Annotated in this window: 17 protein-coding genes; 9 read left to right on the top strand and 8 right to left on the bottom strand. The window is 64.2% G+C overall.

Annotation, left to right across the window (positions count from 1 at the left end; translation table 11 throughout):
- The first annotated feature begins 3 nt into the window (after positions 1-3).
- The 5 genes from AC0L2R_RS05735 to AC0L2R_RS05715 are packed head-to-tail and all read left to right on the top strand — an operon-like array spanning position 4 to position 4,579.
- Positions 4-894, top strand: a complete 891-nt coding sequence (locus AC0L2R_RS05735; protein WP_023801446.1) for an ABC transporter permease — start codon at positions 4-6, stop codon at positions 892-894.
- Complete coding sequence (locus AC0L2R_RS05730) at positions 894-1,679, top strand: ABC transporter permease (RefSeq protein ID WP_473508021.1); 786 nt, start codon at positions 894-896, stop codon at positions 1,677-1,679. Before AC0L2R_RS05735 ends, AC0L2R_RS05730 begins: the two co-directional genes overlap by 1 nt.
- Position 1,680: 1 nt before the next feature.
- Positions 1,681-2,790 carry an ABC transporter ATP-binding protein gene (locus tag AC0L2R_RS05725; RefSeq protein ID WP_473508020.1) on the top strand — a complete coding sequence of 370 codons (1,110 nt, stop codon included), beginning with the start codon at positions 1,681-1,683 and terminating at the stop codon, positions 2,788-2,790.
- Positions 2,791-2,814: 24 nt separating this feature from the next.
- Positions 2,815-4,200, top strand: coding sequence for an NAD(P)/FAD-dependent oxidoreductase (locus AC0L2R_RS05720; RefSeq protein ID WP_473508019.1), 1,386 nt, complete (start codon positions 2,815-2,817; stop codon positions 4,198-4,200).
- A 25-nt stretch (positions 4,201-4,225) separates the two neighbouring features.
- On the top strand, positions 4,226-4,579 hold the full coding sequence (locus AC0L2R_RS05715) for a cupin domain-containing protein (RefSeq protein WP_473508018.1): 354 nt from the start codon (positions 4,226-4,228) through the stop codon (positions 4,577-4,579).
- 63 nt (positions 4,580-4,642) lie between these two features.
- Here AC0L2R_RS05715 and AC0L2R_RS05710 read toward each other — a convergent pair whose 3' ends face one another.
- From AC0L2R_RS05710 to dnaK, 6 genes are all read right to left on the bottom strand, one after another.
- Positions 4,643-4,930: a DUF1330 domain-containing protein gene (locus tag AC0L2R_RS05710; protein WP_091591899.1), complete on the bottom strand. Its 288-nt coding sequence runs from the start codon at positions 4,928-4,930 to the stop codon at positions 4,643-4,645.
- Positions 4,931-4,947: 17 nt separating this feature from the next.
- Entirely contained in the window at positions 4,948-5,631 is a 684-nt protein-coding gene (pyrF, locus tag AC0L2R_RS05705; RefSeq protein ID WP_128174823.1) for an orotidine-5'-phosphate decarboxylase, read from the bottom strand.
- A gap of 20 nt (positions 5,632-5,651) precedes the next feature.
- Positions 5,652-6,248 (bottom strand): NADPH-dependent FMN reductase, encoded by a 597-nt coding sequence (locus tag AC0L2R_RS05700; RefSeq protein WP_473508017.1) that lies wholly within the window; start codon positions 6,246-6,248, stop codon positions 5,652-5,654.
- Positions 6,249-6,475: 227 nt separating this feature from the next.
- The gene (pmtA, locus tag AC0L2R_RS05695) at positions 6,476-7,081 is read right to left on the bottom strand and encodes a phospholipid N-methyltransferase PmtA (RefSeq protein WP_473508016.1); all 606 of its coding nucleotides are present in this window, start codon (positions 7,079-7,081) and stop codon (positions 6,476-6,478) included.
- Positions 7,082-7,223: 142 nt separating this feature from the next.
- A complete protein-coding gene (dnaJ, locus tag AC0L2R_RS05690) occupies positions 7,224-8,354 on the bottom strand; it encodes a molecular chaperone DnaJ (RefSeq protein ID WP_023801455.1) in 1,131 nt (376 codons plus the stop codon).
- Between the two features lie 311 nt (positions 8,355-8,665).
- On the bottom strand, positions 8,666-10,582 hold the full coding sequence (dnaK, locus tag AC0L2R_RS05685) for a molecular chaperone DnaK (protein ID WP_091591896.1): 1,917 nt from the start codon (positions 10,580-10,582) through the stop codon (positions 8,666-8,668).
- Positions 10,583-11,141: 559 nt separating this feature from the next.
- Here dnaK and AC0L2R_RS05680 point away from each other — a divergent pair.
- The 4 genes from AC0L2R_RS05680 (at position 11,142) to AC0L2R_RS05665 (ending at position 19,311) form a co-directional block, all read left to right on the top strand.
- Positions 11,142-14,765, top strand: a complete 3,624-nt coding sequence (locus tag AC0L2R_RS05680) for a hypothetical protein (RefSeq protein ID WP_473508015.1) — start codon at positions 11,142-11,144, stop codon at positions 14,763-14,765.
- A 167-nt stretch (positions 14,766-14,932) separates the two neighbouring features.
- On the top strand, positions 14,933-16,891 hold the full coding sequence (locus tag AC0L2R_RS05675) for an EB domain-containing protein (protein WP_473508014.1): 1,959 nt from the start codon (positions 14,933-14,935) through the stop codon (positions 16,889-16,891).
- Positions 16,892-17,022: 131 nt separating this feature from the next.
- On the top strand, positions 17,023-17,700 hold the full coding sequence (gene rpe, locus AC0L2R_RS05670; RefSeq protein ID WP_473508013.1) for a ribulose-phosphate 3-epimerase: 678 nt from the start codon (positions 17,023-17,025) through the stop codon (positions 17,698-17,700).
- Between the two features lie 231 nt (positions 17,701-17,931).
- Entirely contained in the window at positions 17,932-19,311 is a 1,380-nt protein-coding gene (locus AC0L2R_RS05665; RefSeq protein WP_473508012.1) for a malonyl-CoA decarboxylase, read from the top strand.
- A 41-nt stretch (positions 19,312-19,352) separates the two neighbouring features.
- On the opposite strand, the gene nagA is transcribed toward AC0L2R_RS05665, so the two are convergent.
- A complete protein-coding gene (nagA, locus tag AC0L2R_RS05660) occupies positions 19,353-20,531 on the bottom strand; it encodes an N-acetylglucosamine-6-phosphate deacetylase (RefSeq protein ID WP_473508011.1) in 1,179 nt (392 codons plus the stop codon).
- On the bottom strand, positions 20,528-21,538 hold the full coding sequence (locus tag AC0L2R_RS05655; RefSeq protein WP_473508080.1) for an SIS domain-containing protein: 1,011 nt from the start codon (positions 21,536-21,538) through the stop codon (positions 20,528-20,530). Before AC0L2R_RS05655 ends, nagA begins: the two co-directional genes overlap by 4 nt.
- Positions 21,539-21,546 lie beyond the last annotated feature (8 nt).

Here is a 21,546-nt window from a genome sequence, read left to right as displayed (position 1 = left end):
GCCGTGGCAACGAGAGCAATCGACAGCCGGGACACTGTTCCGGCTGTCACGGCAGACGGCCGGCGGCGCTGGTTTCGTGGACAGGCTTTCTGGCTCGTCGCGCCGGCGCTGCTGCTGCTCGTCATCTGCCTGGGCCTGCCGCTCGCCATCGTGACCTTGCGCAGCTTTTCCGAGCCGCAATGGGGATGGCAAAACTATGCCTGGTTCTTCGGCACACCGGTCAATCTGACGGTGCTTCAGCGGACCTTCGCGATCTCCGCCTGGGTGACGCTGGTATGTCTCATCGCCGGCTATCCCTATGCCTATGTGATGACCGCGGTCGGACCCAGGATGCGGCTCGTCCTCATCCTGTGCGTGCTGGTGCCGTTCTGGGTGAGCGGCGTGGTGCGCACTCTGGCATGGGTCATCCTGCTGCAGGATTCCGGCGTGATCAACTCCGTCATCAGGGCAGTCGGCCTCAGCCCGGTCAAGCTGATCCGCACGCAGACAGGCGTGGTGATCGGCATGGCGCAGGTGCTGTTGCCGTTCATGATCCTGCCGCTCTATTCGGTGATGAAGACGATCGACCTGCGGCTCATGCAGGCGGCACGGAGCCTCGGCGCGAGCCCGGCGCGCGCCTTTGCCCAGGTTTATCTGCCGCTCTCGCTTCCGGGCGTCTACGCGGGCGCCATCATCGTCTTCATTCTTGCACTCGGCTTCTACATCACCCCGGCGCTGCTCGGTGGTCCGCGATCGACCATGCTCTCGACCCTGATCCAGAACCAGGTGCTCAGCCTGCTCAACTGGGGCCGCGGCGGTGCGATGGGTGTGGTGCTGTTGATCGCGACCTTCGTCCTGCTCGCGCTCGCCGCGCCGCTATCGCGTCAACCGCACAAGACGGGCTCGAGGCGCTGATGAAACAGTCCGGTCGAATCCTGCTCGGTCTGTACTGCCTGCTGGTAGCGGTCTGGCTGGTCGCACCGACAATCGTTGTCGTGCCGATGTCGTTCAACGACAAGAAGTCGCTGGCCTTTCCGCCATCCGGCTTTTCCTGGCAGTGGTACCAGAACTTTTTCACCAACCCCGAATGGTCGGCGAGCCTGGTCGGCTCGCTCAAGGTTGCCGTCGTCACGGCGCTGTTCGCCACCGTCATCGGCACGCTGGCGGCATTCGGCCTCGATCGCATGAAAAGTCGCGTCAGCGGCGTGCTGCGCGCGCTGCTGATCACGCCAATGGTCGTGCCGGGGGTGGTGCTCGCCGTCGGAATCTACGCGGTCTATCTCGATACGCGGTTGGTGGGCACCATGACCGGCTTCGTGCTGGCCCACACGATGCTCGCCGTTCCTTTCGTCATCATCGCCGTCTCCGCCAGCCTGGAAGTCTTCGACAAACGGCTTGAGACTGCTGCTGCCAGCCTCGGCGCGACCCGGCTGACGGCGTTCAGGACGGTGACCTTGCCGCTGATCGCGCCGGGCATCCTGTCGGGGCTGCTGTTTGCGTTCGTGACCTCATTCGACGAGATCATCGTCGCGCTGTTCATCACCAGCCCGTATCTGAAAACACTGCCGGTCCAGATATTCTCGAGCATCACCCGGGACGCCGACCCCACCGTTGCGGCAGTGGGCACGCTGCTCTTCATCGTGACGTCGCTGGTGATCGGGGCGGGGCTGCTGATCGGTTCGAGACAGGGAAAACGTTGACATGGCCTCACCATCGACCCGCGGCGCAGCCATAGATCTCAAATCCGTCAGCAAACACTATGGCAGCTTCATCGCCCTCGACAAGGTCTCGCTGCGCATCGAGCCGGGGGAGTTCATGACGCTGCTCGGACCCAGCGGTTCGGGCAAGACGACCACACTCAACGTCGTCGCCGGCTTCACCGAAGTCAGCTCGGGTTCACTTGACGTCGGCGGCAAAAGCGTCATCGGCGTACCGGCGCACAAACGCAATATCGGCGTCGTCTTCCAGCACTACGCGCTATTCCCGCATATGACGGTGAGCAGGAACGTCGCATATCCGCTGACCCTGCGCGGCATCGCCAATCCCGATCGCGCGGCCCGGGTGCGCAAGGCGCTGGACATGGTGAGGATGGCCGATTTCGGCCACCGCTTCCCCAGCGAGCTCTCCGGCGGACAGCAGCAGCGCGTCGCGCTGGCCCGTGCCATCGTATTCGACCCGCCGCTGCTCTTGATGGACGAGCCGCTCGGCGCACTCGACAAGAAGCTGCGTGAATGGCTGCAGCTCGAGATCAAACGGATCCACAGGGAATTGGGCACCACCTTCGTCTACGTCACGCACGATCAGGAGGAGGCCCTGGTCCTCTCGGACCGCATCGCCGTGTTCAACCAGGGACGCATCGAGCAGATCGGCACCGGTCGCCAACTCTACGACGAGCCCGAGACGTTGTTCGTCGGAAAGTTCGTCGGCGACTCGACGATACTGCGTGGTGCAGCCTCCACCTCCGGCAACGAGACCGCCATCGACGTAGCCGGATGGAAAGTGGCCGCCGCCAAACGCCTTGCCGACGGCGCCAAGCCGGTGATGCTGCTGCGGCCGGAGAAGCTGAGCCTCGCCAGGCGGGGAAAGGGCGGACAAGATCGAAACACCCTGCCCGGGCGCATCGGCGAGGCCATCTATCTCGGATCTGGCTCCAAATACGAGGTCGTGCTGGCCGACACCTCGAAGGCGATCGTGCGCTCGACGCTGGAGGCCGAGACCTTCGCCATCGGCGACGAGGTCGACCTCGTATTCGCGGGCAGCGACGTGAAGCTGCTGGCCGACGACGAAAACGCCGATTTCACGCTGACCTAAAATCCTGTCTGGGAAATCGCGACAATGGACGTGAAGAAGAACGGCGACGTTTCATTTTGGTATGCCGACATCGGCGGGGTGCCCGGCTATCGGCCGCCGCTGCAGGGCGATATCGTGGCCGACGTCTGCATCGTCGGGGCCGGCTACACCGGCCTTTGGACCGCCTATTATCTGAAGCAGGCGGCCCCGCATCTCAATATTGTCGTCATCGAGAAGGAGTTCGCCGGCTTCGGTGCTTCGGGGCGCAATGGCGGCTGGCTGTCCGGCGGGTTCTCTTGGTCGCGCGAAAAATATCAGGAGGCAACCTCGCGCGCTGCAGTCATCGCCATGCAGGCGGCAATGACGGGCACGGTGAACGAGGTCATATCGGTTGCGGAAGCTGAAGGCATCGACGCCGACATTCGTCGCACCGACGAACTGCTGGTCGCAACCAACGAGGCGCAGGAGCAGCGCGCCAAGGCGATGTATGCCCATGCCAGATCCTGGGCGCTGACCGACGAGCGCGTCGGGTATATCGATGCAGCCGAGATGCGTCGGCGCATAGCGGTGCACAACGCCCGCGGCGCCTTCGTCATCAAGAAGGTTGCGCGGATTCAGCCGGCAAAGCTGGTGCAGGGGCTCGCCAGGGCAGTGGAGCGGCTCGGCGTCCCGATCTACGAACAGACGACCGTGCTGTCGATCGAGAAGGGCACGGTCGCAACCAACCGGGGCGTGGTGCGAGCCGAAAAGATCGTGCGGGCGACCGAGGGCTTTACCGCGGGAATCGCCGGCCACGAAAGACTGTGGTTGGCGCTCAACAGCGCCATCGTGGTCACCGAGCCGCTTTCCGACAAGCTGTGGAGCGAAATCGGCTGGGATGGCTACGAGGTGCTCGGCGATGCCGCGCACACTTACTGCTACGCCCAGCGCACCCGGGAAGGACGCATTGCCATGGGCGGGCGCGGGGTGCCCTATCGGTTCGGCTCGAAGACCGACGTTCGAGGCGTCACCCAGCAGGCGACGATCGACAAGCTGCATAAAATCCTGACGACGCTTCTGCCGCAGACCAAGGGGCTCAAGCTCGACCACGCGTGGTGTGGAACGCTGGGCGTGCCGCGCGACTGGTGCACGACGGTGGGCTTTGACAGGCACACCGGAATAGGCTGGGCCGGCGGTTATGTCGGCCTCGGCGTTTCCACCTCGAACCTCTCGGGGCGCACTCTGCGCGATCTGCTGCTGGGCAACGACACCGAGTTGACGCGGCTTCCCTGGGTCAATCGAACCGTGCGCAAGTGGGAGCCAGAGCCGCTGCGCTGGCTTGGCGTCCATTCGATGTATCAGCTCTATCGAATTGCCGACGAGCGGGAAGCAAAGGGGCTGCCGCGCACGTCGCGGCTGGCCGCCGTGGCCGATCGCATCACCGGGCACTGAACCGCATCACTTCAGGGATTTAGCAATGATCGACTTCAAGACCTTCGCCCACCTGGCGCATATCGACCTCGGTGAGCCCCAGCCGAAGCCCACCTCGCTGGAAGGCGATCAGATGGAAGCAGCCAACACGCTTTGGACGTCGGAGGATGGCAAGATCGAAGTCGGTGTCTGGGAATGCTCGCAAGGCCGGTTCACCGCGCGCCGTGACACGAATTCCGAGATTTGCCACATCGTGTCCGGCCGCGTGACGCTGCACGGTCCTGGTGGCGCAGCCAAAGATGTCGGACCCGGCGAATTGCTCGTCCTGCCGCTTGGCTGGGAGGGCGAATGGACCATCCATGAGAAAACGCGCAAGCTTTACATCCTGCATTCGGTCTGAACGCCGCGGGCACGTTCGCGACGGTTCCAAATGACTATGCACGCCACGGCTGTGGCCGCTGAACTAAACCCCTTCGACCAGCACGATCTCGCCGTCGGCCACCTTCTGCCGGATCGCGACGGCGCGCTGGTATTCGGGCGAGTGATAGCAATCGTGCGCCGCAGCCAATGACGGAAACTCGATGATCACGTTGCGGTCGCGGCCCGGCCCTTCTGCTTTTTCATGTGCACCGCCTCGTGCCAGGAAAACGGCGCCGAAACGATCGAAAGCCGGTTTGGCGGCAGTGACATAGTCCTTGTAACCTTCCGCATCGCGTACATCGACGCGGGCGATCCAGTATCCCTTCGGCATGCTTGTTCTCCGAATTGTTAGGCCGAGCGCATTTCGTCAAGAATTGCTTCCGCGACCGCTCGCCTGTCGGCGGCGCTAACGATCGGCCGGCCGACGACGAGATGGCTGGAGCCGTTGCGGATCGCCTGCGCCGGCGTGACGACGCGTTTCTGGTCGCCATGGTCGCTGCCCTTGGGCCGTATCCCCGGCGTGACGACGGCCATGTTGGGGCCGACGATCCGGCGCACCGCCTCCGCTTCCTCGGCCGAGCAGACGATGCCGCCCATGCCGGCATGCAGCGCCTGCTCGGAGCGCCTCAGCACCAGCGTATGCGGGTCATGCTCATAACCGGCGTCGATCACGTCCCGCTCGTCCATCGAGGTCAGCACGGTGACGCCAAGCAGGCAGAGATCGCTGCCCCTGGCGGCCGCGACCGCTGCCTTCATCGTCTTCGGATAGGCGTGCAGCGTCAGCATGGTCATGCCCATCCTGGCAATGGCCTCGACGCCCTTGGCTACCGTGTTGTCGATGTCGAGCAGCTTCATGTCGAGGAAGATCCTGGTGCCGCCGCTGGCGAGCTCGCGGGCGAAGTCGAGGCCGCCGGCGAAGGCGAGCTGATAGCCGATCTTGTAGAAGGAGACGACCCCGTCGAGCTCGCGCACCACCGTCTCGGCGTCCTTCAGCGTCGGCACGTCGAGGCCGACGATCAGCCTGTCTTGCATGGTGCTGGCGCGCTCCTGGATCACGCCTCGATCCGCGTCGACAGCAGGCGCGAGGTTTCGATCAGCGTGCGGCATAGGTGCTCCATCGATCTGTGCAGTCGCTCGTCCCTGAAATTCCCGTCCTCGTCGAAGGCGTTGCCGCCCTCCGGGACAGAGCACTCCGGCGTCACCACCTCCATCTGGCAGCGCACCAGCACGGCGCGCAGATGGTTGATGCAGCGTGCCCCGGCGAAATGTCCTTTGGAAGACGAACAAAGGCCGGCGGGCTTGCCGGTGAACGGCCTGAACGACCGCCCGTCATCCGTGCGCACCCGGCTCACCCAATCGATGGTATTCTTGAGCAGCGGCGGGATCGAGCCGTTATATTCGGGCGTCGCGATCAGCAGCCCGTCATGGGCCGCGATTTGCCGGGCAAGCTTGATGGCGTTCTCGGGAATGCCTTTCTCCTTTTCCAGGTCCTCGTCGAGGATCGGCAGCGGATAGTCGGCAAGCGAGATGCGGGTCACCTCGGCGCCCTGCAGGGCGAGTTCCTTCTGCGCCACATCGGCGGTCCTGCCGCTGTAGGCGCCAGAGCGAATCGAACCGGCGAAGACGAGAATTTTCGCGATCACTGCCATCGGCCCCCTTATTCCCGGACAGGTACAGCCAGGGATCTGTCAAATCAACGCACCGGCGCAAAAATCGAAAAGGGCACATGAGTGAAGGGTGTGTTGAGATTCAGGTCAGGCCGAGCCGAAAATGGTTGGTTCCGAGAACCGGAGCGGAGCGTACTTGAAGTACGTGAGCACCGGAAGCGCAGGAAGCTGCCATTTGCAGGCCGGTCTCACCTGAATATCGGCACACCCTAATGCGCCCCGCGCCGGTAGATCCACAGCTGCGTTGGTGGGATGTTGCGGATGACGAAATGGAAATGCTCGACCGTGTAGTCGCCGCGGCCGGGCGGGATCGGCGACAGCGGGCCGTAGGTCAGCTGCACCACCGGGCGGCCTGTCGGGATGCGGTCGAGAAGGCTTTCGACGTAGGCGACGCGCTGTTCGACCGGGAAATTGAGCAATGGCACGCCGGAGATGACCGAATCGAAGGTCAGGCCGCTCTTGTCGCCGAGCGTCGCATCGAGATTGAAGGCATCGCCCTCGATGACGTTGACGCCGGGATAGAACTGGCGCAGATGGCGCACGAAATCGGGGGAGTATTCGACTGCGTAGAGATTTTCAGGCTTTACGCCGTGGGCGAGGATGGCTCGTGTGATGACACCGGTGCCGGGCCCGACTTCGAGCACCGGCAGGCCCGACATCGGGTTGACGACGGAGGCCATCTTGCGGGCCGTGATGGAACTGGTCGGCACGATCGAACCGACCGCCTTCGGCTTGTCGATCCAGCCCTTGAAGAACTTCAGTTCGTCGTCGAACTTCTCTGCCAGCGTCTTTCGCAGTCCGGGACCATGTGCCATGCAAGTTCTCCTGAACGGTCCCCCGAGTGGCTACTTAGCAGCTACGGGCTTCAAGGCAAGGCGGACGCCGGTATAAGGTGTTGATGACGCTAGGGGAGCTTCCGCTCGGTTGTATTCTACATCCGATCGGCGAGAGTCGCCATCAGCGCTCGCTGAAGGTCTCGAAAAAGTCCTTCATGCGGGCGAAAAAGCCGCTCGACTGCGGCGAATTATCCTTCGAGGAAAGCTGCTCGAACTCCTCCAGCAGCTCGCGCTGGCGGCGGGACAGGTTCTGCGGCGTCTCGACCGCGGTCTGGATGTAGAGATCGCCGACATTGTGCTGGCGCAGCACCGGCATGCCCTTGCCCTTGAGGCGGAACTGACGGCCGTTCTGGGTGCCTTCCGGCACCTTGACCTTCGTCTGGGTGCCGTCCAGCGTCGTCACCTCAAAGGAACCGCCAAGGGCAGCCGTCGTCATTGAGATCGGCACCTTGCAGTAGAGATCGGCGCCGTCGCGCTGGAAGAATTCGTGCGGCTTGACCGCCAGGAAAATATATAGATCGCCCGACGGGCCGCCGCGCAGGCCGGCCTCGCCCTCATTGGCGAGGCGGATGCGGGTGCCGTCCTCAATGCCGGCCGGGATGTTGACCGACAGCGAGCGCTCCTCGGTGACGCGGCCCTGGCCGGCGCATTTCGCGCACGGCTCCTTGATGGTCTGGCCACGTCCCTGGCATTGCGGGCAGGTGCGCTCGATCGAGAAGAAGCCTTGCGTGGCGCGCACCTTGCCGTGGCCGTTGCACATCGAGCAGGTGACGGGCTGGGTGCCGGGCTTGGCGCCGCTGCCGGAGCATTCCATGCAGGAGATCGATGCCGGCACGTGGATCTGCGCCGTCTTGCCGGCAAACGCCTCCTCCAGCGTGATTTCCATATTGTAGCGCAGGTCTGCACCGCGCTCGCGTCCGCCTGACGAACGGCGCTGACGCCCGCCCATCATGTCGCCGAAAATATCCTCGAAGATGTCGGCGAAACCGCCGGCGCCGAAGCCGTGTGCGCCGCCGTTCATGCCGCCCTGTTCGAAGGCGGCGTGGCCGAAACGGTCGTAGGCCGCCCGCTTCTGCGGATCCTTCAACGTCTCGTAGGCTTCGTTGATTTCCTTGAACTTGTGCTCGCAGGCATGATCGCCGGGATTGCGATCGGGGTGGAACTGCATGGCCAGCTTGCGGAAAGCGCTCTTGAGCTCCTTCTCGTCGGCCCCCTTTTGCACGCCCAGCGTTTCGTAGAAATCAGCTTTCATCTTTTCCCGCAGTCCGGATATTCAACGTCTTGAAGCACTTTGCGTCGTTCGCCGGCACGCTGTTCCGATTTAGGTGCGATGGAGCCGGGATGCCAGTGTTGACACGGGCTTGCCCGCACTTTTTCGATCAGGCACGCACTTTTTCGGCCAGAGTGGCAAAAAAGCCCGGCTTTACGCCGGGCTTTACTACAGCGCCGCGCGTCCTGTTGGACACGCAAAGGACGCTATAGCACTTAGATTTTTGCGCATGATCCTTTCCGGAAATCGATTCCGATTTCGGGGTCATGCGCCTAAACCTGCCGGCAGGCCGCTTAGGCCGACTTCTTCTTGTCGTCGTCTTCGTTGATTTCCTCGAAGTCGGCGTCGACCACGTCGCTGTCCTTGGCCGCGTCCGCCTTGGCGTCAGCTTCCGCCGCTTCCTTCTGCGAAGCCTCATACATGGCCTGGCCGAGCTTCATCGAGGTTTCGGCTAGCGCCTGCGTCTTGGCTTCGATCTCGGCCGCGTCGTCGCCTTCGGCAGCGGTCTTCAGCGCCGCGATCGCATCGGCGATCGCCGTGCGGTCGGCCTCGGAAACCTTCTCGCCATATTCCTTCAGCGACTTTTCAGAGGAATGCACCAGCGCCTCGGCCTGGTTGCGGGCCTCGACCAACGCGCGCCGCTTCTTGTCGGCCTCGGCATTGGCTTCGGCGTCCTTCACCATCTTCTCGATGTCGGCGTCCGAAAGGCCGCCAGACGCCTGGATGCGGATCTGGTGCTCCTTGCCGGTGCCCTTGTCCTTGGCCGAGACGTTGACGATACCGTTGGCGTCGATGTCGAAAGTGACCTCGATCTGCGGCACGCCGCGCGGCGCCGGCGGAATGCCGACCAGGTCGAACTGGCCGAGCGCCTTGTTGTCGGCGGCCATTTCACGCTCGCCCTGGAAGACGCGGATGGTCACGGCCGATTGTGAATCCTCGGCAGTCGAGAACACCTGGCTCTTCTTGGTCGGGATCGTCGTGTTGCGCTCGATCAGCCGCGTGAACACACCACCCAGCGTCTCGATGCCGAGCGACAGCGGCGTCACGTCAAGCAACAGCACGTCCTTGACGTCGCCCTGCAGCACGCCGGCCTGGATGGCGGCGCCCAATGCGACGACCTCATCCGGATTGACGCCCTTGTGGGGCTCCTTGCCGAAGAACTGCTTCACGATCTCCTGGATCTTGGGCATGCGGGTCATGCCGCCGACCAGGACGACCTCGTCGATTTCGCCGGCCTTCAGGCCGGCATCCTTGAGCGCCGCCTTGCAGGGTTCGATCGTGCGCTGGACGAGATCCTCGACCAGGCTCTCGAACTTCGCCCGCGTCAGCTTCAGCGTCAGGTGCTTGGGGCCGGTGGCATCGGCGGTGATGAAGGGCAGGTTGATCTCGGTCTGCGTCGTCGACGACAGCTCGATCTTGGCCTTTTCGGCCGCTTCCTTGAGGCGCTGAAGCGCGAGCTTGTCACTGCGCAGGTCGATGCCCTGTTCCTTCTTGAACTCGGCCGCCAGATATTCGACCAGACGCATGTCGAAATCCTCGCCGCCGAGGAAGGTGTCGCCATTGGTCGACTTCACCTCGAACACGCCGTCGCCGATTTCGAGCACCGAAATGTCGAACGTGCCGCCGCCAAGGTCATAGACGGCAATGGTCTTGCCTTCCTTCTTGTCGAGGCCGTAGGCAAGTGCGGCCGCGGTCGGCTCGTTGATGATGCGCAGCACTTCCAGGCCGGCGATCTTGCCGGCATCCTTGGTGGCCTGGCGCTGGGCGTCGTTGAAATAGGCCGGAACGGTGATCACCGCCTTCTCGACCTTCTCGCCGAGATAGGCTTCCGCCGTTTCCTTCATCTTCTGCAGGATCATTGCCGAGATCTGGCTGGGCGACTGCTTCTTGCCGCCGGCCTCGACCCAGGCGTCGCCATTGTCGCCCTTGACGATCTGGTAGGGGACAAGCTTCTTGTCCTTTTCCGTAACCGGATCGTCATAGCGGCGGCCGATCAGGCGCTTGACCGCGAAGATGGTGTTTTCAGGATTGGTGACCGCCTGGCGCTTGGCCGGCTGGCCGACGAGGCGCTCGCCGTCGCTGTTGATGGCGACGATGGATGGGGTCGTGCGCGCGCCTTCCGCATTCTCGATGACCTTCGATTCCTTGCCGTCCATGATGGCGACGCAGGAGTTGGTAGTCCCCAGATCGATACCGATTACTTTTGCCATTTTTCTAATCTCTCCGCTAAGCAGGCTCTCTGGACCCGTACAGGCGTTCCGACGAAAGCCCCTGTTCACAAGAAATTCCGCTTCGGCAACCGGCATTCCGGCGCCGAACGGCTTGGCGCGTATATAAGAACAGGCTGCGCGGCGCGCAAGCATTCTGCGCAAGGCATCCAACACATCCTTTTCTCGGGCCCGCCAGGGTTCTCCGGCCCATGAACCTTTCCGCGTCGGTTCGCGACTGACACCCAGATGCGCCGCGTGGTGCGGCCCTGGAAAGGAAAGGCCATGACTGGAAATCCAGGCTCGGCGCGACCACCGCTTTCGGGGTGGGGGCGCTATGCCAGGCGTTCTGCTTGTTGCGTTGACCATGCGTAAGAGCCGGCATATCGTGATCACGAGGAAAGCAGACAATTCGATCAGGGAAAAACGTGCCGGAACGTCGCGCCTTGCCCTGATTTGCGCGGAAACGTCGGATGTTTCTCCCGTCGCCCGCGGGGGGAATTCCATGTCTTGCGACCACGGCGCGTTCGTGCGCTCTCGTGCTGGCCGGTTGCGCCGTGCGATGCAACCGGCCAGCGGCTTTCCGGCGTTGGCGCTCGCCACCATCCTGTGGCTTGGCGGTGCCGTCCAAGCGCAGGAAACGCAGATCATCTATCCAGGCTCGATGGCCGTGACCGGATTTTCCGGTACCGTCATTCGTGATCTTGAGGAGGGCCTGCCGCCCAGCGTCGACCCGGTCGACGAGACCTTTATCGACACGACGCGCGCAACCTTGCGCGTCTTTGACGTTTCAAGGCTGGGCGGGCGGGCCTCCGGCCAACTCGTCTTCACGCCGCCGCCCTTCGAAGTGACGGCCGCGCAGATCGGCCAGGTGTTCGGCATCACCTATGACGACGGCGTACGCGACGGTGCTCCCTCGGGCATTGCGAACCTCTATGCCGGCGCCACCTCGCTGCATGGCGTCCGCATCGTCACGTCAGACGAAGATGCGGACGGTCGTCCCGAGCGGCAGCGTCGCGGTGCTGCCGGCGCCACCTTCATGGACGGCCAGTTCGGCACCGAGAACGGTGGCGGACCGGGCACGATCTGGAAGATCGACGGCATTACCGGCCAGGTCAGCAAATTCGCCGACCTCGAAACCAACAGCGGCTCTGGCATCGGCGACGTCACCTTCGACACTATCCGCCGCCAGTTCTTCGCCAGCGACCTCGACACCGGTCTCATCCACCGCATCGACGCCAACGGCGTATTGCTCGACAGGTTCGACCACGGCGTTGCCGGGCGCCCGGCGCACGGGCTGGCCCCGCTTGCCGACGATGGCCTGGTGATGGACATCGAGGGCGCTGTCTTCGACAGCGAGGACCCCGACAGCTGGGGTTATACGCAGGATGAGCGTCGTGTCTGGTCCGTCGCCTATCACGACGGCCGCCTCTATTATTCCGTCGGTGAAAAGGCCGAGCTCTGGTCGGTGGGCGTTGCCCGCGACGGCAGCTTTGCTGGCGACCCGCGCCGGGAACTGACGGTCAAGGCCGGCAACGACCACGCCGTCACCGACATCGCTTTCGACATCAGCGGCTTCATGTACCTGGCCCAGCGCGGCCCGGTGGAAAACCGCTACGACTACAGCCGGTTCGCCGATACCGGCACGGGCGAGGTCTTACGCTACGGGCGCGAAAACCCGGACGATCCGGCGACGGAATCAATCTGGGTGGAAATGCCGCAGGACTATGCGGTCGGCTTCCCGCAAGACAACCGGCAGTCGGCTGGCGGCCTCGACCTGCAATATGGCTATGACGCCGACGGCAATCTCGACGCGAGCATCTGCACCGAGACGCTGGTCAAGACCGCAGACAAGTTGCGCGACAACCCCGCGCTTGCCGAACGGCTTGCCGGCGGCGGGCCGCTCGCCGTGCACGGTGTGCAGATCACGCCGACGGCGCTGGTCAAGCCGGCCAACGTGCCGCCTTTCGGCGCGTGGTTCGTCGACTTTGACGGCTATTTCGAAGACCCCGAGGTAGAAGGCCCTGAGGCAGAAGGGCATGTCGGCGACGTCGAAGTCTGGCATCCCTGCGAAGGCGGTGCCGGCTACAATGAGCAGATACCGGGCGGCGGTTACCTGCCGCCTTTCTATCCGCCTGATTTTCCGCGGCCCGGCGGCGTGCCTCCTTGCCTCGACAACGACCGCGACTGCGCCTCGATCCCGATCTGCCGGCGTGGCGACCGGGGCCGCGACTGCCGGCCGCCGGTGGAAAAGAAGGTCGATTTGATCCTGAAGAAGCGTGCCCGCACCCCGGTCTGCACGGCAGATGGTGTCTGCACCTTCGTGATCGATATCATCAACAACGGCAACGTCCGCTACGACGGGCCGCTGACGGTTACCGACACCTATCCGGGTGGCGTGCCGGCATCGTCGAGCTTCGGCCCGATCCCGACATGGACATGCGGACCGAACGGCCCCGGCCAGTTCCGTTGCGACAATGCCGGCATCGTGCTCTCGCCGGGCGCTTCCACGCCAATCTTCGTCAAGGCGGTGATGCCGGCCGGCTACCGGCCAAACACGGTCGAGAACTGCGCCGAGGTGAAAGCCATCCCCGGCGAGAACGACCTCACCAACAACAGGGCCTGCGCCAGGCAACGCATCCGCCATTCCGACAGCGGCAAGCCGGCCATGCGCCTCACCAAACTGTGCAGCGGAGCGCTGGCCGGTGCTGCGGCCGTCACCTGCCGCATCAGCGTCATCAGCACCGGCACCAGTGCCCCCACCGGTCCGGTTTGGGTCAACGATGCCGCCACGCTGGTGGCTGGAGGCGCGCCCGTTCAGATCCAGACCGTCACTCCCGACGGCGCGGAATGGACGTGCGAACCGGTTCCGGCCAATGCGTTGTCGTGCCAGATTCCCGGCGCCGTCATGACGCCCGGAACCAGCCGTCACTTCGACGTGGCGCTTGCAGCGAATGGCGTATTCGAGAACTGCGCACGCGGCTCCTACGGCCCGGCGCCAGGAGACGACGTCGTCCATCCGATCGGCAGGGCCTGCGCCAAGGGCGGCGGCGCCTCGACCATCCGTGTCGAGAAAACCGGCGATGCCGAGTGCCGGGTCGGCCAGCCCTGCTCGTTCGAGATCACCATCGCGAATGATGGGAAAAACGCCTTCTCCGGTCCGGTTCGCATTGGTGATGCGATCGGTGTCGAAGGCCTCGGCCGGCTGGAAGGCGTGGCGATCACCTCGATCGACCCGCCCTTCGGTTGTGCGCCGGAACCGGCGACCTTGCCTGCGTCCTGCATCGCCAATCTGACGCTCGGCGCCGGGGAAAGCCACGTTCACCGTGTGACCGCGATCATTCCCGACGACGGCCGCCTGGCCGATCTGCAGGGCGCCGTCAGCGGCCAGAACTGCGTCGGCGTGCTGTCGCCCGACACGCCGGTGCGAGGTGCGGGCAAAATGCTCTCCGGCGACCTGACCAGCGTGCAGGGCGATCGCGGCAAGGCCTATGCCTGCCATCCCTTCACCATCAAGAATAATGAGGGGAAGAAGGCGTGCTCGCAGGGCCTCGTCATGAACGACGCCGGCCGCTGCGTCTGCCCGCAAGGCGCCACTTTCCGCAACGGCCAGTGCTCGTCGGGTGGCGGCACGGTCATCATATCGAAACCGAAGGAGCGCTGCGTGCTGCTCAAGGGCCAGATCCGTACCTCCGACGGGCGTTGTGTCTGCCCGCGCGGAACCGAGCTGGATAACCGCAGGTGCGTGTCGACCGACGAGCCGCCGGCACGCCTGTGCAAGCTGCTGCCTGGCCAGATCCGCACCAAGAGCGGCGATTGCGTCTGTCCGAGACGGACGGAACTGAGGGGCAGGGCCTGCTTGCCGATCGTCAAGCAACCGACGGTTGAACTGTGCACCATCCGCGGCCAGGTTCACAACAAACGCGGCGCCTGTGTCTGCCCGCGCGGGACCGAGGTGATCAGAGGCGCATGCCGCCGGGCGCAGCTGGAGTGCGCGCCTGGTTCACGGCTGATCAACGGCCGGTGCCAGCCGATCATCAGGCGGCGCTGCCCGGTCGGGACAGTCGGACAGTATCCGGACTGCCACCCTATCCGCAGGGCGCCGACGCTGCAGATCAATCCGAACCTGCTGCTGAATCCCAACATCCTGCAGCAACCGAGGCGCAGGCCGCGGGCTCTCCAGTAGGGGACCCGGCGCGCAACATTCCGTCACCTTGGACCGCAACACCAAGACCTCGCCTGAGCAATCCGGCGGGGTTTTGGTGTTGGTCGGACGCGTTTCAGCCGCCGCGTGAACCTAATCGCTGCAGTCGGCGACAAACTCCGTGAAGCAACATTTCAGGGAGAGAGAAGATGTCTTCAGCCAAGCATGCTTTCCGCAACACGGCGGCGACCGCTGCCCTGATCGCAGCCGCGCTCGCCACCACGCCGGCCTTCGCCAAGCAGGCGAACATCAAGTCAATGTCGTTCAACACCGAAAGCGCCAACACGACGATTCACGTCGGCTCCAGCGACAAGCAAAAGTGGGACACGCTTAAGAGCGGCAACGTCCAGTTCTGGGGCCACATGAAGCTCAACACACGGTGGCCAGGCTATGTGCAGGACGTCGGCGTGGCGCTCGGCGTTTGTGGACCGGGCCAGTGCGGCGCGTTTCCGCCGATCTGGAGCGCCTCGCCTGTCAGCCGCGACTACGATCACCAGCAAAATTTCTCCTTCGACCCCTCAATCATGCCGCTGTCCTCAGATAGCGGTATCGCCGTCGTGCCTTACGGCGACCAGATCATCGCCAGGTGCAACCAGCACCTCCAGCCCGATGGGCCGACAAAATCCTACTCGTTCACGCACAGTTTTCATGCGAGCTTCTCGGCACTCACCGACACGGCGCTCGACATGGACAATGCGGTCAGCGAGGCCCAGGGCGGCAACTGGCCCCATCCGCTGTACGACTCGCACTATGCCGAGCATGGCTCGTTCGACGTCCAAATCGTCTGCGACCCCGTCATCAAGCCGCCGGTTCAGGACGTCGCCAATGATTTCGGCAAATTCGACGTCGAAAACGTCAAGCTGTTCCTGACCACCTACCAGTCGAACCAGGCCGGCTCGACGCCCGGTACGGTCTGCCCGTCGTTGAAGGTCACGAGCCGGGCGCAGGCCAACCAGGCCGGGCCGGTGTCGATGCGCATCTGGCGCCAGAAGAACGACGGGCCGATCACCTCCGAGGTGCAGCAGGCGTGGGCGTCATACGACGCGACCAAGAATGGCTATTTCGCCACCTATGAGAAATGGGAGGATGTCGGCGCCACCGCCTATTTCCAGTACAAGACCGAGATCGTCGGCAACGGTCCGTTCGAACCATTCGACGGCTGGAAGGAAATCACCGTCCATTGCACCGGCGCGGGTGGGGGCGGCTTCACCGACGCACCTCAGGACAACCCCGACAACCCGCCGGCGCATTCGGACTGGCAGGGCGAGGTCACTGTCTCGGACAGCGCTGGCTTCAAAAAACTCTGCCCGCGCAAGGGCCAGGTGGCGTTCGACGTCGAGCGCGAGGCGCCGGGTGCGTTTCACTACCGCATCAGCTGCTCGAACGGCGCATTCTTCACCGACACGACGGCCGCCTTCAATGATGGCGGTGTGTTCAAGGCGAGCGCCGCACACGAGTTCAGCATCGTCAGAACCCGCTCGATCCAGTGCACCTTGCAGGAGATCAAGCAGAACGGTTCGATCGCCACCGTCGACAACAGCACGGAGGATTTTACCTGCATCAAGCGCAATTTTGATCCGAATGCCGATGGTCTGGCGGTCGATACGCCACCCAATCCCGGCAAACCGCGACTTCCGCCGGTCGTCATCGATGCAGGCCGCACATGCCTGCCGAGCCAAAGGCTGATCCGTGGCAAATGCGTCGACAGGCCGCTCGTGGCTGCCTGCCGCAGCACCGAAAAGCTTGTCAACGGCAAGTGCATCGGGGTCAGCATCCACTGCCTGCCCGGTTACCATCGGGTGGGGCTGAAATGCGTGCGCAATGCGGTGATCGCCGACAGGTGCAAGCGCAACGAACAGCGCGTCGACGGGAGATGTGTGCGCAAGCCCTCCATCATTATCGACTGCAAGCGCGGCTATCATCTGGTCGGCAAGGCATGCGTCAAGAACCCGCTGATCATCACCGCCTGCCGGGCAACCGAAAAACTGGTGCGTGGTCACTGCGTGCCCAGGCACCCTGTGAAGAAGCCCAATCTGCAAAAAGTGAAGCAAGGCAGCGGCAAGGTCTTACGGCCACCACTGGCCAGGCCGCTGCATCCGGCGAACTGAAATCGCAACGCTTGAACAGGGAGAGAGGTGGCCGACGCTGCCTCTCTCCTTTTGCACAGGCACCGGATTCCTGTCGACAAGCAGCGCTGAGACGATTACGGCGAAGGCGGGCTTAAGAACGGGAAGCGAACATGGCTCACAAGACCCTGATCGCGCCATCTGTGCTGGCGTCGGATTTTTCGAAGCTCGGCGACGAGGTCGAGGCGGTGGTGGCGGCCGGTGCCGACTGGATCCATCTCGACGTCATGGACGGGCATTTCGTGCCCAACATCAGCTTCGGCCCGCCGGTGATCAAGGCGATCCGCAACCGCACCAAAACCTTCTTCGACTGCCATCTGATGATCGCGCCGGCCGATCCCTATCTGCAGGCGTTTGCCGAAGCCGGCTGCGACGGCATGACGGTGCATGCAGAGGCCGGGCCGCATCTCGACCGTTCGCTGCAGACGATCAGGGACCTCGGCAAGCAGGCCGGCGTGTCGCTCAACCCGGCGACGCCGGAAACGGCGATCGAATATGTGCTCGACCGGCTCGATCTGATCCTGATCATGACCGTCAATCCGGGTTTTGGCGGCCAGGCCTTCATCCCGGAGGTCGTCGACAAGGTGAAGCGGGTGAAGGCGCTGATCGGCAATCGGCCGATCCGGATCGAGATCGACGGCGGCATCTCGCCGCAAACAGCACCTTTGGTCACCGCCGCCGGCGCCAGCGTGCTGGTCGCCGGTGCGGCTATCTTCAAGGGCGACAGCGTCGAAGCCTATCGGGCGAACATCGAGGCGATCAGGACAGCGGCCGACCAGGTGGCCGGCTGACGCTGCCGCTGCCGGCGAGCCGTCACCGGCACGCGCTGTTCTCCCAGCCGGTCAGGAATTCGTTGGCCGACGCCGGTGCGCTTGTGCTCGTGACATGCGATCCCCAGCCAAAATGGCCTTGTCCATTTTTGGCGATCTTATTGGCATATCCAAAACGACCATCCATATTCTCTGTCTCACCCTCATGTCTCTCCGGACCCTCCCGCAGGCTCCTCTTCGACGGTCGGATCGATGAACCGCAGCCCTTTCTTCGCTGACCTGCTGAACACCATCGCCGACCGCGGCCGGATGATGCTGAACCTCGTGCGCGGTGACGAGCCGGTTTCGGCCGACAGCCTGGCACGTCTGTGCGTCCGCCTGCTTTCCAGCCAGGGCGAGGCATCGGGCGTCGCCTATGCAAGAGAAATACTCGATCGCTGGCGCACCCTCGGCGCCGACGGCAGGCTGGCTTTCCTGCATGTGCTGCGCGATCGTTTCGGCACCGATCACGCCAGGCTTGCCGCTGCGGTGGATGCTTATCGCGCCACGCCGGACGATCGCTCGGCACTTGCCCTGCACGACGCCGCCGAGCCGGCCAGGCAGGAGCTCCTGCGCCGTCTGAACCTGGCGCCCGGCGGCATCGAGACGCTGGTGCGCATGCGCGAGGATCTGCTCGCCCGGCTGCCCACATCGCCCGATCTCGCCATCGTTGATGCAGACTTCACCCACCTGCTGTCGTCGTGGTTCAACCGCGGCTTCCTGGTGCTGCGGCGGATCGACTGGTCGACGCCGGCCAACATCCTGGAAAAAATCATCCGCTACGAGGCGGTGCATGCCATCCACACCTGGGACGATCTGCGCCGCCGGATCGAGCCGGCCGACCGGCTCTGCTATGCTTTCTTTCATCCGCAGCTCGGCGACGAGCCGCTGATCTTCGTCGAGGTCGCGCTGACCCGGGCGATGCCGACGACGATCGCCGAGCTGCTCGCCGACGAGCGGCCGCCGGTGCCACCACGGCAGGCCACGACGGCGGTGTTCTATTCCATCTCCAACTGCCAGGAGGGCTTGCGCGGCATCTCCTTCGGCAATTTTCTGATCAAGCAGGTGGTCGAGGATCTGCGCCGCGACCTTCCCGGCCTGACCGATTTCGTCACGTTGTCGCCAGTGCCGGGCTTTGCCCGCTGGCTGACCGAGCAGGCCGAAACCATCCCCTCCGCCGCCGAAGTGTTGGACCTCGTCGCCGACGAGGGTTGGCATGCGGACGCTGTCGCTCGCGACCGCGTCGGCCCGGCGCTGCTTCCTCTTGCGGCACAGTATTTCCTCGAGTCCCGCACGGCCTCCGGCAAGGTGATCGACCCGGTCGCCCGGTTCCATCTCGGCAATGGCGCGCGGCTGGAGCGCATCGATCTTTTCGGCGATCTGTCGCCCCGCGCCTTGCGTCAGGCGCATGGCCTGATGGTCAATTATCGCTACAAGCTCGACGACATCGAGAAGAACCACGAGCTGTTCGCCGCCAGGAACGATGTGGCCGCCGCGCCGGCCGTGCGCCGCCTGCTGCCGAAACCGGCGAGACCGGCCGCGTCGCGGCTTCCGGCGACAGCCCAGGTGATTGGGGACAAGAGGGACACTTGAGCAACCACCCGCTTCAGGCTGCGGGCCGAACGGCTGATACCTTAGGCGGCCTTTGCGACACCGACCTCGAAAACCCTCTTGCCTTCTATCCAGACGCCCTTGACGTCCAATTCGTCCGACAGCGCTACGATGTCGGCGGCGGTGCCGTTGGCGAACCGCCCGAGCCGGTGTGATTGGCCGATCGCCTGCGCCGGATAGAGCGAAGCCATGCGCAGCGCCTCCGACAGGTCCAGTCCGACGACGCGGTGGACGAAGCGGACGGCGGCGATCATGTCGAGATCGGCGCCGGCCAGCGTCCCGTCGGCAAGCCGCAGGCTGCCGTCCCTGCGGTAGACGGCGCGGCCGTTCAGCGTGAATGAGGTCATGTCGGTGCCGATCGTCGCCATGGCGTCGGTGACCAGAAAAATTTTTGCCAGGCCCTGCTTGGCGCGCAGTGCGATGGCCATGGTGGCGGGATCGACATGGATGCCGTCGGCGATGATCCCGGCAAACAATGTGCCGGTATCGATGGCGGCACCCGCCAGACCCGGCTCGCGGTTGCCGATCTGGCTCATGGCGTTGAACAGATGAGTGACCATTGTGGCGCCGGCATCGGCGAACGCGCGCGCCTTGGCATAGAAGGTGTCGGAATGGCCGAGGCTGACGACGATGCCGGCCTCGACCAGCGCCGAAACGCGAACGGTGTCGACCGATTCCGGCGCGATCGTGGTCAGCAGCACCGGCAGGTTTTTCCGCGCCGCAATCAGCATCGCCTGGTCGGCATCCAGCATCGGCCGGATCAGTGCCGGGTCATGCGCACCCTTGCGGGCGACCGACAGATGCGGGCCTTCGAGATGCAGGCCCAAAAAGCCAGGCACGTTTTGCCTTGCGGCCTCGGCACCGGCGGCAACCGCCGCTGCGGTGATCTCAGGCGTGTCGGTGATCAGCGTCGGCAGCAGCGCGGTCGTGCCGAACGGCGCGTGCGCCCGGCAGATGGTTTCAATCGAAGCAACATCGGGATGGTCGTTGAGCATGATGCCGCCGCCGCCATTGACCTGCAGGTCGACGAAGCCCGGTGCCAGCATGCCGCCGCCGGATACGATCCGCTCGACGCCGGTCGGAACGGCTCCGGTGGCAACGATGGCCTCGACGAGACCGTCTCGCACGACAAGAGCAGCGTCGTCGTGCCAGTCGTCGCCGTCAAAAATCCGGGCGCCAGTCAGGGCAAAACGGTCGCTCATATGGTTTCCGTCACCTTGCGCAGATTGGGCGGCGTGTCCGGATCGAGACCGCGACGGCGGGCAAAGGCCTCGACGAAGCCATAGAAGGACACGATCAGCGCCAGCGGGTCGGTCAGTGGATGGCCGGTGGCGACATGCGGCAGGTGCTGAGCGCTTGTCGCCTTGTCCGAAGTCACGAAGACGGCCGCGCCCTTGCTCGCCAGGCTGTCGGCGGCCTCCGCGACCGACGGCTCGGAAGCATCGCGGGCGGCGAGCGCCAGCACCGGAAAATCAGGCCCGACCAGCGCCAGCGGGCCATGCATGACTTCGGCAGCGCTATAGGCCTCGGCATGCATGGCGCAGGTTTCCTTGAATTTCAGCGCCGCCTCATTGGCGATCGCCGCGGACGGACCACGACCGAGGATGAACAGAGACTTCTGCGTCTCAAGGGCGCTAGCCAGCGCCATCCAGTCGCAGGCGATCGCCTTGCGGAAATGTTCTGGCAAACCGGCGAGCGCCGCCAGCAACTTGTCGTCGCCGGTGCTATGCGCCATCAAGGCGAGGCCGGCGACGGCTGAATTGACGAAGGTCTTCGTCGCCGCGACGCTGCGCTCCGGGCCGGCCAGGATGTCGATGGCATAATCGCAGGCCCGCGCCAGCGGCGAATCGGCGGTGTTGGTGATGGCGACGGTCAGCGAACCGCCGGCTCTCGCGGCTTGCGCCATGGCGACGATATCCGGGCTCTTGCCCGACTGCGAGATCGCTAGGCAGGCCGAGCCGGCCAGCTTGAGCCTGGCGCCATAGATCGAAGCGATCGACGGGCCGACCGACGCGACGGCAAGGCCGGCGGTCAGTTCCACCGCATACTTCATGAACGTGGCGGCATGGTCGGAGGAGCCGCGCGCCACGGTGACGACGAAGTTTGGGTCGCGCTCGCGAATGCCGCGCCCGGCCTCGGTCAGTACCGCCGCCGAACCGTCGAGCAGGCGCGCGGTGGCCTCCGGGATCTCCTCGATCTCGCGCCGCATATGGGTAA

It is taken from the genome of Mesorhizobium sp. WSM4820 (assembly GCF_055811075.1).
Note: the sequence above shows the minus strand (reverse complement) of the source record. Positions and strands in the feature narration are given on the sequence as shown.